The following is a 12,051-nucleotide window of genomic DNA, read 5'->3' as shown; positions in this document are numbered from 1 at the left end:
TCCATATATTCGTCATGGCTCTGGGCCGGCCGCTTCCTTAGCGACGGCGCCGAAAAAGGCCAAGCGATTCACTCGGCCCGGTCGGCACGCCGCGCGGGTTCAGCCAGCGTAGATCTGATCCTCGGTCGGGAATGAACGGGACCTGACTTCCTCGGCATAATCCTTCACCGCGCCGCTGACGACCGCCCCCATATCCTGATAGCGCTTCACGAACTTCGGGACGCGTTCGAACATGCCGAGCATGTCGTCGGTGACGAGGACCTGCCCGTCGCACTGCGCCGACGCCCCGATGCCGATCGTCGGGCAATCGACCTTGTTCGTGATCTCGATCGCGATCGATTCGAGTACGCCCTCGATCACGATCGAAAAGGCGCCGGCCTGCGCGACAGCAACCGCGTCCTCGACGATCGAGCGCGCCTCTTCCTCGCTCTTGCCGCGCACGCCATAGCCGCCGAGGATGTTCACCGCCTGCGGGGTGAGCCCGACATGGCCCATCACCGGGATGCCGCGCTGGGTGAGGAATTCGATCGTCGGGGCGAGCACCTTGCCGCCCTCGACCTTCACCGCGGCCGCGCCGGTTTCCTTGAGCAGGCGCGCGGCATTGTCGAACGCCTGCTGCGGGCTGCCTTCATAGCTGCCGAACGGCATGTCGACGATCACCGCGGCATGATAGCTGCCGCGAACCACCGCCGCGCCGTGCAGCGCCATCATGTCCATCGTCACGCCGACGGTGTGCGGCAGGCCATAGATCACCTGCGCAAGCGAATCGCCGACGAGCAGCATGTCGCAATGCGGGTCGAGCAGCTGCGCCATGCGGACGGTGTAGGCGGTGAGCATCACGAGCGGCTCGCCGCCCTTGCGCTGGCGGATGCGCGGCACCGTCAGGCGCTTCATCGGCTGCGGGGTCGGATTGGCGCGGCTCGTCGAGGTGTCGAGGGTGAGCGTTTTGGGGAGTGTGGACATGGGGCGGCGGCTTAGCCCCAAAAGCCGGGGCGCGAAAGCGCCAAAGCCAAGCAATGTTATTCCTGCTTGACTCGATGTTAAAAATATCGAACATATAGTTCGTGATTTATAACATGGAGGCGAATCGCATGGCGTTCCGCGAGAAAATTCACTGGGTCACGCTGGTGACGATGATTCTGGCGTTCGGCTGGTATTTCCTCGCTTACCCTTGGCAGTCGCGGACAGCCCGGCGGGCGTGTGGGCGACGGCGGGGCTGCTGGTGCCGGTCACCATCGCGATCATCGTCGCGATGACGGTGGCGACCGCCTTCCTAGCGATCCGCAACCGCGCCGAAGTGGATCTGAAAGAGGATGAGCGCGACCGCAGCTTTCACATGCGCGGCACCCATTATGCCTATTACCCGCTGGTGGTCGGCATCTGGGCCAATATCTTCCTGATCTTCTGGGGTGTTAACCAGGCGCAACAGCTCAACCTGATGCTGGCTACGCTGGTTATCGCCGAGCTGGTCCGCATCGGCACCCAGCTGTTCCTCTATCGCCGAGGCTATTGAGCCATGTCCCCCGCGATCCTCGAATCCGCGCGCCGGCGGGCCGGCGCCGAAACCGGAGATTTTTCGATGAACTTCCGTGAAAAGACCGCCTGGCTGAACGTCATCGCGATGGTCGCCGCTTATACCGTCTATTTCGGGCTGCTGCTTTCCGGTCACCCTGCCGGGCGCGAAGTCTTCCCGATGCTGTGGCTCTTCGGTTCGATCGCCATCGCGCATGCGGTCACGGTCATCATCGGCACGGTCATCCTGTCGGCGCAGGCACCGAAATCCGAACGGGCGCGCGCCGACGAGCGCGACCGCGCGATCCGCCGCCGCGGCGCGACCATGGCCTATTATGTGCTGCTGGTAGGGATGATGGTCGTCGGCGTCTATATGCCCTTCGTCGAGCGCGGCGTGCCGCTGGCGAACATGGGCCTGCTCGCAATCGTCATCGCCGAACTGGTCAACAGCGTGATCGTGTTGGTGAGCTACCGGAGGGGCTGGCATGGCTAGTTTGCCCTTCACCAACGACATCCGCACGCTGCGCTTCCTCGCCGGCGAAATGACGCAGGGCGAACTCGGCGATCGCGTCGGAGTGACGCGCCAGACGATCGCGGCGATCGAACAGGGCAAATATTCGCCCTCGCTCGAAGTCGCCTTCCGCATCGCGCGCGTCTTCGACAAGCCGCTCGAAGCGGTGTTCCAGTGGGACGGCGACAATAATTGAGACAGCGCGGCCGCGCGGGTCCGGCCCACGCCTCTCCCCGGGGGCGGCGGGCCGGACTTCAGGCCGCGCTCAACGCCGCAAGCTGTTCGTCGCTGAGGACGAGGTCGAGGCTGCCGATCAATTCGTCGAGCTGCTCGGCCGTCGTCGCGCTCGCAATCGGTGCGGTGACGCCGGGCTGCGCCGCGACCCAGGCGAGCGCGATCTGCGACAGCGTGGCGCCGGTCTCCGCCGCGATCGCATCCATCGCCGCGAGCATCGCCGGCCCCTTGCCCTCGACATAGGGCTTGACCCGCGGCCCGCGCGCGCTTCCGCCGATGTCGTCGACGCTGCGATATTTGCCCGTCAGATAGCCCGAAGCGAGGCTGAAATAGGTAACGACGCCAAGCCCCTCCGCCACGCACAGATCCTGTAAGGCTCCTTCATATTGGGCGCGGTCGAGCAGGTTGAGTTCGGGCTGCATCGCGGTGAAGCGCGGCAAGCCCGCCTCGTCCGCGACGCGCAGCGCCTCGGCGAGCCGGTCCGCCGAATAGTTGGACGCGCCGATCGCGCGCACGATACCCGCGTCGACGAGTTCGGCGAATGCGCCCAGCACCTCGCCCAAAGGAACGTCGGGATCGTCCTTGTGCGCGAAATAGAGGTCGATCGTGTCGACGCCGAGCCGGTCGAGTGAGCCCTGCACCGCCTCGCGGATGCGGTCGGGCTTCAGCCCGCCGGGCATCATGCCCACCTTTGTCGCGATGAGGATGCTGTCGCGTGCGCCGCTTGCCTTGAGCCACGCGCCCATCATGCTTTCGGATTCGCCGCCTTTGTGGCCAGGGACCCACGCGGAATAGACATCGGCGGTGTCGATCATGCCGCCGCCATGTTCGACGAAACGGTCGAGCACCGCGAAACTCGCCTCGCGCCCCGCGGTCATCCCAAAGACATTGCCACCCAGCACGAACGGCCGGATCGACAGTCCGCTCGCACCCAAGGCCCGTTCGGTCATGGCTCGCCTCCTTGTTTCACCGCCGCCACCGCTTCGCGCGAATTGTCGCTGAACAGTCCGTCGATCCCGGTCCTGAGATAGGCGCGGATTTCGGCGCCAAGGTCGCCGTGACCGGCGGGATTGACCCCGCCCTTTTCGCCGAGCGGCAGGAAATAATTCTCGCGGCGGAAGGTCCAGGGATGCACCTTGAGCCCCGCGGCATGGGCATCGCGCACCAGGGTCGTCGGATCGCCTAGCCGGCCGAGCGCAGCGCGCGGAATCACCATCGCCTTGTTCGGGCCGATGCCGTCGGCATAGCCCGCGACCATCTTCAGCCCCGCGGGCGACGCCATGGCGGCATAGCGCATGTCGGGCTTGTCGGCCGGGCCGCCCTCGGCATCTATCAACTGGATCAGCGGCAGGTCGCTCTTGGCGCGCAAGTCCATCAGGTTGCCGACCTCGAAGCTCTGGATAAACACCGGCGCGGCGCGGCCGCGATAGCCGAACCGATCGAGCATCGCGAGCAAAGGCGCCTCGTGCGGCAGGCCGATCGCGGCGAAGTAGCTCGGGTGCTTGGTCTCGGGATAGACGCCGACCGGCTTGGCGCGGCCCTTATTGACCTCGGCGAGCAAGGTCAGGATTTCCTCGAAGGTCGGGATGTCGAACTGGCCATCATAAGCGGTGCTGCGTAGCTTCGGCAGCCGTTCGCGTGCGCGGAGCGTCTTCAGTTCGGCAAGCGTGAAGTCCTCGGTGAACCAGCCGGTGACCTGCTGCCCGTCGATCGTCTTGGTCGCCTTGCGCGCCTTGAATTCGGGATGATCGGCGACGTCGGTGGTTTCCGAAATCTCGTTCTCGTGCCGCGCGACGAGCACGCCGTCCTTGGTCAAGACAAGGTCGGGCTCGATAAAATCGGCGCCCTGGTCGATCGCGAGCCGGTAGCCGGCGATCGTATGTTCGGGCCGTTCGCCCGACGCGCCGCGGTGCGCGATGATGATCGGCGGCTGGCCGTCGAGGGTGGGTTCTGCGGTCATGTCGTCAGCCGCGCAGCCCGCCGACAGCATCAGGGCCATAAGGGCCAGCGGCCAGCGGGTCATGCCGCAAAACGCGTCTGCCAATCGCCGGCCGCGAAACCGACGCTGACGCCGTCCGCGGCCTCGACCACGGGACGGCGGATCATCGCCGGCTGTTCGAGCATCAGCGCCTTCGCCGAGGCCGCGTCGAGCCCGTCCTTTTGCGCATCGGGCAGCTTGCGAAAGGTCGTGCCCGCCTTGTTCAACAGCCTTTCCCAGCCAAGCGCGTCGATCCAGCCCTGCAGCCGCGCGGCGTCGAGCCCGTCCTTGCGCACATCGTGAAAACGATAGGCGACACCCTGTTCGTCGAGCCAGCGGCGCGCCTTCTTCACCGTGTCGCAGTTCGAAATGCCATAAAGAATCAGCGTCATGATATGAGGCCTAGCAGGTGGCGGTGGCAGATTCGAGACGCGAAAACGCCCGCCGCGTCACGAGGCGAGCGGACGGTCGGCGAGGCGCGTGTTCGCGCTCGCCAATTTGCCGCGCAGCGCGCGCGCAAAGCCTTCGTGGAGCGCGCCGGCGACGGCCGGATTGGCCGCCAGATAGGCGCGCAGTGCCGCGGCAGGGACGAACCACAGCCGCGCGTTGCTGCCGAGCGTCACCGTCCCTGTCGCGTGGGTGCCGTCGAGCACGGTCGCCTCGCCGATCAGCGCGCCGTCGGACAATCGCCCGACCTCGACGCCCTCGCGCAGGATCCTCGCCTGCCCCTCGGCGAGGTAGAAGAGGCTGGGCGCCGCCTGGTTCTCGCGGATCAGCACTTCGCCGCGGCGCGCCGATATCCAGTGTCCCTGGTCGATCAGGTCGCGCGCGAACGCGGGGCTCAACCCCGCAAAATGCTGGCGGCGAAGTTCCTCTTCCTCGGCCGTGAAGCGCAGCTGCGCCCCGCGCAGCCACAAGCGCGCGAGGATGCCGATATTGACGACGAGGATCGCGAGTACCAGCAAGCCGGACCCTATATCGGGTTCGCGAAAAAGCACGAGCGGGAGGGCCACCAGCGCCGCGGCGGCAAGCCCGAAGCGGACATAGTCGATGCGCACGACAAAACTTGTCGCCAGAAGGAGCAGGAGCGCCCCATATAGGAACCATGCGGAATCGAAACTCGCCATAACCAATCGCTTCGCGTCGAGACCCGAAGTCAGGTCACCGGGTGTATAACGTTGCCGATAGCCGGTCGCCTTGGCCCGCCCCTCACCGCGCCAAGCCTGTAATAAACTATCAGTTCACTGGTCCGAAGAAAAGCATAGGTGCGCAAATGTCACGATAATGCTAATTTTCGGGTTTGCTCGTGCCGGAAACATTGCTTCCGCGGGGCATAGGCGCCATGTGGCGCTCGATTCGAACGCGAAAAGACAGGCATATGACGAAAAACTGGCAACCGCATAGCTGGCGCTCGCACGAGGCCCGCCAGCTTCCCACCTATCGCGACGCCGATGCGCTCGCGGCCGCCGAGCGCGAACTCAGCAATTATCCGCCGCTGGTGTTTGCCGGCGAAGCGCGCGACCTGACCGCCGAGCTCGGCCGCGTGGCCGAGGGCAAGGCGTTCCTGTTGCAGGGCGGCGATTGCGCCGAAAGCTTTGCCGAATTCCATCCGAACAATATCCGCGACACCTTCCGCGTCCTCCTCCAGATGGCGGTCGTGCTGACCTTCGCATCGAAGATGCCCGTGGTGAAGCTCGGCCGCATGGCGGGCCAGTTCGCCAAGCCGCGCTCGGCCGACATGGAAGATGTCGATGGCGTCGAACTGCCGAGCTATCGCGGCGACATCATCAACGATATCGCGTTCGAGGAAGCGGGCCGCGAGCCCGACCCGCAGCGGATGGTCAAGGCGTATAACCAGTCGGCGGCGACGCTGAACCTGCTCCGCGCCTTCGCGAACGGCGGTTATGCGAACCTGCACCAGGTCAACGCGTGGACACACGATTTCATGGACCGCAGCCCTTGGGCGAAGAAATATCAGGAAACCGCGGCGCGGATTTCCGAAGCGCTCGCCTTCATGGAAGCGTGCGGCGTGACCCCCGAAACGGTGCCGCAGATCAAGGGCACCAGCTTCTATACCAGCCACGAAGCACTGCTGCTCCCCTATGAGCAAGCGCTTACCCGCCAGGACAGCCTGACCGGCGGCTGGTACGACACCTCGGGCCATTTCCTGTGGGTCGGCGACCGCACGCGCTTCGAAGGCTCGGCGCATATCGAGTATCTGCGCGGGATCGGTAATCCGGTCGGCATGAAGTGCGGCCCCAGCCTCGAGCCCGACACGCTGCTGCGCCTGCTCGACACGCTGAACCCGAATCATGTGGCGGGCCGCATGACGCTGATCACGCGCTATGGCCATGACAAGATCGAGGCGCATCTGCCCAAGCTCGTGCGCGCGGTGAAGGAATCGGGCCACCCCGTCGTCTGGTCGTGCGACCCGATGCACGGCAATGTCATCAAGACGCCCAACGGCTACAAGACGCGCCCCTTCGATCGCATCCTCGCCGAAGTGCGCGGCTTCTTCGCCGTGCACCGCGCCGAGGGCACGCATGGCGGCGGCATCCATATCGAGATGACCGGCCAGAATGTCACCGAATGCACCGGCGGCGCGATGGACGTGACCCAGATGGATCTCGCCGACCGCTATCACACGCATTGCGACCCGCGCCTCAACGCGGGGCAGAGCCTCGAACTCGCCTTCCTGCTGGCCGAGATGCTCAATCAGGAAATGGCAGATCGGGCAAAGCAGGCGGCGTAAAGCCAGCCGCGTCATTGCGAGGAGCGAAGCGACGCGGCAATCCAGAGTGTGCGTAAACCGCTCTGGATTGCTTCGCTTCGCTCGCAATGACGATCTGAAAGGTTACTTACCCGGCCACCGCTTGGTATCGGCGAACGCGCGGCCGAGCGCGACATGCAGGTCGGCATCCTCCGCCGCGCCGCCCAGCGGGATCTTGTCGGAGAAATTGTCCGCGGCGGTGTGATAGTCGCTGCCGAGGAAGGCTTCGAGCAGCTTCATGTCCGAAAAGCTGCCGCCGACCATCAGCGACGTCACGCCCTTGGCGCCGAGCGCCCAGCCGTCCTGGCGCTGGATGAAGGCATCGGCCTCGCCATCTTCGTCAAGCGTGCGGCCGAGCTTCGTCGCCGCGTCGCGCACCACGGCGTCATAGGCGGGCTTGCCGCGGCCGATCGTCGCGACGGGCGTCCCGCGCGGCGAGATCGCGATGGTATCGACGTTGAGCGCGACGGTGATGTCGGAAAGCGGCACGACCGGATGATCGGCGAAATAATGCGCGCCGAGCAGGCCCTTTTCTTCCGCCGTCGTCGCCATGAAATAGATATCGCGGTCGGGGCGGACGCCCGATCCGAGCCGCTTCGCAACCTCGATCAGCACCGCGATGCCGCTCGCATTGTCGACCGCGCCGTTGCAGATGCGGTCGGCGGTGCCTTCGGGCTCGCAGATGCCGAGATGATCCCAATGCCCCAGGAACAGCACCGCCTTGCCGTCGGGCTTCGCGCCGGGCAGCTTTGCGATGACATTGTTGCTGGCAAAGGGGCGGATCGCCGATTGCGCCGCAAGGTCGACGGTAACCGGCAGCGCGGCGCCCTTATAATCGGGTGATTTCGCCGCTTCGCGCGCCGCGCCGCCATCCTGCCCCGCCTTTTTCAGCAGCGCGTCGGCGGCTTCGGGCGAAAGGAAGCCGGTGATCGGCGCGCCGGGCTTGGCGCTTGCGAGACGCATCGCCTTCGCGCCGGCGCTTTCGCGCAGCGTCGTCCACGGCACCGCGTCGGTCGCGATCACCAGCACCGCGCTCGCGCCCGCATCGGCGAGCATCTGGCGCCGCTCGCGGTAGCGCGGCAGTTTGTCGCCGAAGGGCGCATTGTCGAACAGCATGATCGCGAGCTTGCCCTTGACGTCGGCGTTGACCTTGCCCGCGCCGTCGACGCCATAGCCGACGAAAACCGCGGGGACGCCGGGCAACGAAACCGACGGGTCGCGCCCGGTCAGGATGATGCCGTCGTTCGCGAGCGCGAAGTCGCGGCCATTGACCTTGAACTTCGCGGTGCCGCCCAGCGCCTGCGTCTCGACGAACGGCACCGGCTGGAGCCAGGGGGTCGTGCTGCCCGGCACGGCTTCGAGGCCGGCCTTGGCCCATTCGCCGACGATATAGGCGATGGTGCGATCTTCGCCCTCGGTGCCCGGCGCGCGGCCCTCGAACGCATCGCTCGCGAGGATCCTGATATGGTCGGCGAGCTCAGCCTCGGTGACCGGGGCGTCGGCCGTTTTCGCGGAAGCGGCGGGGGCGGCGACGAAAGCGGCCAGGGCGACGGCCGCGATGGCGGCGCGAAACTTTATTGCTTGCATGGGCGTGCCGCATGGCATGATCGCCGGGGACAGGCAAGACGCGTTCGTCGAACGACGAACGGCGGTGTCAGCCCCTCTGCGCCGCGCGTTCGAGCAAGGCACGCGCCGCCTCGACGTGCATATCCTCGACCATCCGGCCTTCGTGCCGCTGCGCGCCCCCCGTCGCCGCCGCAACCAGCGCTTCGGCCGCCGCGATCTCGCGCGGCGAAGGGGCGAAGGCGATGTTGCACGGGTCGACCTGCGACGGATGGATCAGTGTCTTGCCGTCGAAGCCGAGCCGACGCCCCTCGGCGGCTTCGGCGGCGAAACCCGCGGCATCGTCGATCGCATTATAGACGCCGTCGAAACCCCAGATCCCGCCCGCGCGCGCCGCCAGCACGATCGCCTGGATCGCGTGGCTCATCGCGCCGCGATCCATGCCATCGGGAAGCTTGAGCTCGTGCGCGAGGTCGTTGAGGCCCGCGATCAGCCCGGCCACCGCCGGATCGGCGGCGATGTCGCGCGCGGCGTAGATCGCCGTCGGCGTCTCGATCATCGCGAGGATCGGCAGGCCAAGGCCGCGCAGCGGGTCGAGGTCGGACGGCGCATCGACTTTCGGCAGCACCACCGCATCGAGCGCCAGCCCGGCGAGCGCCGCGATATCGTCCGCTTGTTCGCCGGCGCCCGTCGCGTTCACCCGCACCGCGACACGCTTGCCCGGATAGCCCGCGGCCACCGCCGCGCGCATCGCGGCACGCGCCTCGGCCTTGCGGTCGGCGGGCACGGCATCTTCCAGATCGACGATCAGCATGTCGGCGGCCAGCCCTCCCGCCTTTTCGAGCGCGCGGGCATTCGATCCGGGGACATAGAGCAGCGAGCGGGGAGCGAAGGCAGGAACGGTCATGCGCTTTTGTCTGGCGCAAAGGACCCAAAGCCGCAATAAAGAAGGACTTGCAGGCGGTAATTTGCGGAGGGGTCAAGCGATGGGTTATGTGGCGATTGCCGGGGTCGTGCTGGCGCTGGTGTTCGTGCTCTGGGCGCTGACGCCCGTGCGGCAGGGTTATGCCTATACGATCGAACGCTTCGGCCGCTTCACCCATACCGCACAGCCGGGACTCAATTTCATCATGCCGATCTTCGACCGTGTCGGTCGCAAGGTGAACATGATGGAGCAGGTGCTCGACATTCCGGGGCAGGAAATCATCACCAAGGACAATGCGATGGTCGCCGTCGACGGCGTCGTCTTTTTCCAGGTGCTCGACGCCGCGAAAGCGGCCTATGAAGTCAGCGACCTCTATCTTGCGATCATGAACCTGACGACGACGAACCTTCGCACCGTCATGGGGTCGATGGACCTCGACGAGACGCTGTCGAAGCGCGACGAGATCAACACCCGGCTGCTGCACGTCGTCGACGATGCGACGACGCCGTGGGGGGTCAAGATCACCCGCGTCGAGATCAAGGACATCCGCCCGCCCGCCGACATTTCGAATGCGATGGCGCGGCAGATGAAGGCCGAGCGCGAGAAGCGCGCCAATATCCTCGAGGCCGAGGGCGCACGGGCTTCGGAAATCCTGCGCGCCGAGGGTGAGAAGCAGGGCCAGATCCTGCAGGCCGAAGGCCGCCGCGAAGCCGCCTTCCGCGACGCCGAAGCGCGCGAACGCGAGGCCGAGGCCGAAGCGAAGGCGACCCAGATGGTGTCCGACGCGATCGCCGGCGGCAACGCACAGGCGATCAACTACTTCATCGCGCAAAAATATGTCGAGGCGGTCAGCCAGTTCGCCACCAGCCCGAACAGCAAGACGATCCTGTTCCCGGTCGAGGCGACGCAGCTGATCGGGACGCTCGGCGGCATCGGCGAACTCGCCCGCGACGCCATCGAGCGCAAGACGGGAGCCTGACATGCCCGAATGGCTGACGAACATGGAACCGCATTGGGCGTGGCTCGCGCTCGGCGTGCTACTCGCCGCCGCCGAGATCGTCGCGCCGGGCTTCTTCCTCGTCTGGCTCGGCGCCGCCGCGATCGCCACCGGCCTGCTCGCGTGGGTGCTACCGATCGGCATCCCGCTGCAGCTCGTCGTTTTCGCGGTGCTGTCGTTTGTCGCGCTCTATACGACACGGCGCTGGCTGAAGGCGAACCCGATCACCAGCACCGACCCGCACCTCAACCAGCGCGGCGCACGGCTGGTCGGCGAGGTGCTGACGCTGACCCGCGGCATCGAAAACGGCCGCGGCCGCGCGAAGGTCGGCGACGGCGAATGGCCCGTGCGCGGCCCCGACGCGGCCGAAGGCAGCAGGGTTCGCGTCGTCAGCGCCGACGGCGGTGTGCTGGTGGTCGAACCGGCCTAACCGCCCCTGGGGCGGCTATAGATCGCGACCACATTCCCCAGCGCATCGCTCTCGCCGATGCGCCGGAAACCCAGCTTCGCCGACACGCGTTCGGACGCGTCATTGCCCGGATCGATGATGCAGCGCACTTCCCTTGCATCGAGGTTTGCATCGGCCCAGCCGAGCGCCGCGGTCATCGCCTCGGTCGCATAGCCCGCGCCCCAATGGTCGGCATCGAACGCCCACCCCGCCTCGGGCAGGTCTTCGAGTTCGGGGATGCCGCGGCAGAAATAGCTGAGCCCGCCCATGCCGACGAGCGCGTCGCTTTTCCGGTCGGCGAACACCCAGTAACCGAAGCCCATCACCGGCCACAGCCCGGCCGAGCTCAGGAATTTGCCCCAGCTGACGTCTGCCGTGCGCGGCTCGCCGCCGATAAAGCGCGTGACACGCTCGTCGGCCCACATGGCGATATGGACATCCTTGTCGGACAGGCGGCCCGGACGCAGGCGCAAACGGTCGGTTTCGATGACGGGGGGCGCAGTGAACATCGCGCGGGTGTGCCGAAGCCCGGCGAACGGGTCAATCGGGGTCGAGATAATGATCGAACAGGTCGTGGAGCACCGCCTTGCCGTCGACCTGCTGCTTCGCGCGCAGCACCGCGAGCGTGTCGACCCGCGTCAGCACATCGACGTGGCGAAGCACGCGATGATAATGCGGCCGGTCGTTGAAATCGTGGAACAGGAAGACGCAGTCGGGCTTGCAGTGGATGATCGCCTGCAACAGGCACGCGACGCGAAAACGCCCGTCGATCAGCACCGCGTCGGGACTGCCCCCCATGCTCCGCCATATCTGCGTGTGATAGCGCGGCCAGTCGCGCAGCCGGCTTTCGTCCGCGGGATAGCCCCACTCTCCGACCGGCCCGATATCGATGTGCACCGGGGTGAATTCGACCGCTTCCCGCGCGATCCCGGCGTGAACCTTCGTCAGCCACAGCGGATCGCTGTCGACGCTGACGATCCGCCGCACCTGTCGCGCCGCGACGAGCGTGCTGCCGCCGCAACCGAATTCGAGCAACGACGAAAGCCCCGCCAGTTGCAGCTCGAACTGCGTGACTTCGGCCGCGGTCATATGTGGCTGCATGGTCCCCTCCAC

Annotated in this window: 15 protein-coding genes; 6 read left to right on the top strand and 9 right to left on the bottom strand. The window is 66.2% G+C overall.

The annotated features are described in order from the left end of the window. Positions 1-99 precede the first annotated feature (99 nt). Complete coding sequence (gene panB, locus VGN62_RS10560; protein ID WP_327453527.1) at positions 100-963, bottom strand: 3-methyl-2-oxobutanoate hydroxymethyltransferase; 864 nt, start codon at positions 961-963, stop codon at positions 100-102. A 208-nt stretch (positions 964-1,171) separates the two neighbouring features. On the opposite strand from panB, the gene VGN62_RS10555 reads away from it, so the two are divergent. The 3 genes from VGN62_RS10555 (at position 1,172) to VGN62_RS10545 (ending at position 2,219) form a co-directional block, all read left to right on the top strand. Next, entirely contained in the window at positions 1,172-1,513 is a 342-nt protein-coding gene (locus tag VGN62_RS10555; protein ID WP_327453525.1) for a hypothetical protein, read from the top strand. A 66-nt stretch (positions 1,514-1,579) separates the two neighbouring features. After that, positions 1,580-2,005, top strand: a complete 426-nt coding sequence (locus VGN62_RS10550) for a hypothetical protein (RefSeq protein ID WP_327453523.1) — start codon at positions 1,580-1,582, stop codon at positions 2,003-2,005. After that, positions 1,998-2,219, top strand: a complete 222-nt coding sequence (locus tag VGN62_RS10545; protein ID WP_327453521.1) for a helix-turn-helix transcriptional regulator — start codon at positions 1,998-2,000, stop codon at positions 2,217-2,219. The genes VGN62_RS10550 and VGN62_RS10545 overlap by 8 nt, the downstream gene beginning before the upstream one ends. A gap of 58 nt (positions 2,220-2,277) precedes the next feature. Here the strand turns inward: VGN62_RS10545 and VGN62_RS10540 are convergent, their stop codons facing one another. From VGN62_RS10540 to VGN62_RS10525, 4 genes are read right to left on the bottom strand one after another with little or no spacing between them, the layout of a single operon-like run. Next, entirely contained in the window at positions 2,278-3,207 is a 930-nt protein-coding gene (locus VGN62_RS10540) for an aldo/keto reductase (RefSeq protein ID WP_327453518.1), read from the bottom strand. Beyond that, positions 3,204-4,280, bottom strand: coding sequence for a glycerophosphodiester phosphodiesterase (locus VGN62_RS10535; protein WP_414713274.1), 1,077 nt, complete (start codon positions 4,278-4,280; stop codon positions 3,204-3,206). Before VGN62_RS10535 ends, VGN62_RS10540 begins: the two co-directional genes overlap by 4 nt. Next, the gene (locus VGN62_RS10530) at positions 4,277-4,627 is read right to left on the bottom strand and encodes an ArsC family reductase (protein WP_327453514.1); all 351 of its coding nucleotides are present in this window, start codon (positions 4,625-4,627) and stop codon (positions 4,277-4,279) included. Before VGN62_RS10530 ends, VGN62_RS10535 begins: the two co-directional genes overlap by 4 nt. A gap of 57 nt (positions 4,628-4,684) precedes the next feature. After that, positions 4,685-5,362 carry a cyclic nucleotide-binding domain-containing protein gene (locus VGN62_RS10525; RefSeq protein WP_327453512.1) on the bottom strand — a complete coding sequence of 226 codons (678 nt, stop codon included), beginning with the start codon at positions 5,360-5,362 and terminating at the stop codon, positions 4,685-4,687. 251 nt (positions 5,363-5,613) lie between these two features. Here VGN62_RS10525 and VGN62_RS10520 point away from each other — a divergent pair, with 251 nt between their 5' ends. Further along, a complete protein-coding gene (locus tag VGN62_RS10520) occupies positions 5,614-6,987 on the top strand; it encodes a class II 3-deoxy-7-phosphoheptulonate synthase (protein ID WP_327453510.1) in 1,374 nt (457 codons plus the stop codon). A gap of 102 nt (positions 6,988-7,089) precedes the next feature. Here VGN62_RS10520 and VGN62_RS10515 read toward each other — a convergent pair whose 3' ends face one another. Both VGN62_RS10515 and VGN62_RS10510 read right to left on the bottom strand, forming a co-directional pair. Further along, positions 7,090-8,592: a M28 family peptidase gene (locus VGN62_RS10515; protein ID WP_327453508.1), complete on the bottom strand. Its 1,503-nt coding sequence runs from the start codon at positions 8,590-8,592 to the stop codon at positions 7,090-7,092. 67 nt (positions 8,593-8,659) lie between these two features. Further along, the gene (locus tag VGN62_RS10510) at positions 8,660-9,475 is read right to left on the bottom strand and encodes a CoA ester lyase (protein WP_327453506.1); all 816 of its coding nucleotides are present in this window, start codon (positions 9,473-9,475) and stop codon (positions 8,660-8,662) included. Between the two features lie 79 nt (positions 9,476-9,554). Between VGN62_RS10510 and VGN62_RS10505 the strand changes: the two genes are divergently transcribed. Both VGN62_RS10505 and VGN62_RS10500 read left to right on the top strand, forming a co-directional pair. Beyond that, the gene (locus VGN62_RS10505; protein WP_327453504.1) at positions 9,555-10,472 is read left to right on the top strand and encodes an SPFH domain-containing protein; all 918 of its coding nucleotides are present in this window, start codon (positions 9,555-9,557) and stop codon (positions 10,470-10,472) included. Position 10,473: 1 nt separating this feature from the next. Next, positions 10,474-10,920 (top strand): NfeD family protein, encoded by a 447-nt coding sequence (locus VGN62_RS10500; RefSeq protein WP_327453502.1) that lies wholly within the window; start codon positions 10,474-10,476, stop codon positions 10,918-10,920. Here the strand turns inward: VGN62_RS10500 and VGN62_RS10495 are convergent. Together VGN62_RS10495 and VGN62_RS10490 are read right to left on the bottom strand one after the other, a co-directional pair. After that, a complete protein-coding gene (locus VGN62_RS10495; protein WP_327453500.1) occupies positions 10,917-11,447 on the bottom strand; it encodes a GNAT family N-acetyltransferase in 531 nt (176 codons plus the stop codon). The two genes, VGN62_RS10500 and VGN62_RS10495, sit on opposite strands and share 4 nt — an antisense overlap. A gap of 31 nt (positions 11,448-11,478) precedes the next feature. Then, positions 11,479-12,027, bottom strand: coding sequence for a hypothetical protein (locus tag VGN62_RS10490; protein WP_327453498.1), 549 nt, complete (start codon positions 12,025-12,027; stop codon positions 11,479-11,481). Positions 12,028-12,051 lie beyond the last annotated feature (24 nt).

The organism is Sphingopyxis sp. (assembly GCF_035998905.1).
Classification (GTDB): domain Bacteria; phylum Pseudomonadota; class Alphaproteobacteria; order Sphingomonadales; family Sphingomonadaceae; genus Sphingopyxis.
This window is presented reverse-complemented; position numbering and strand designations above follow the sequence as displayed.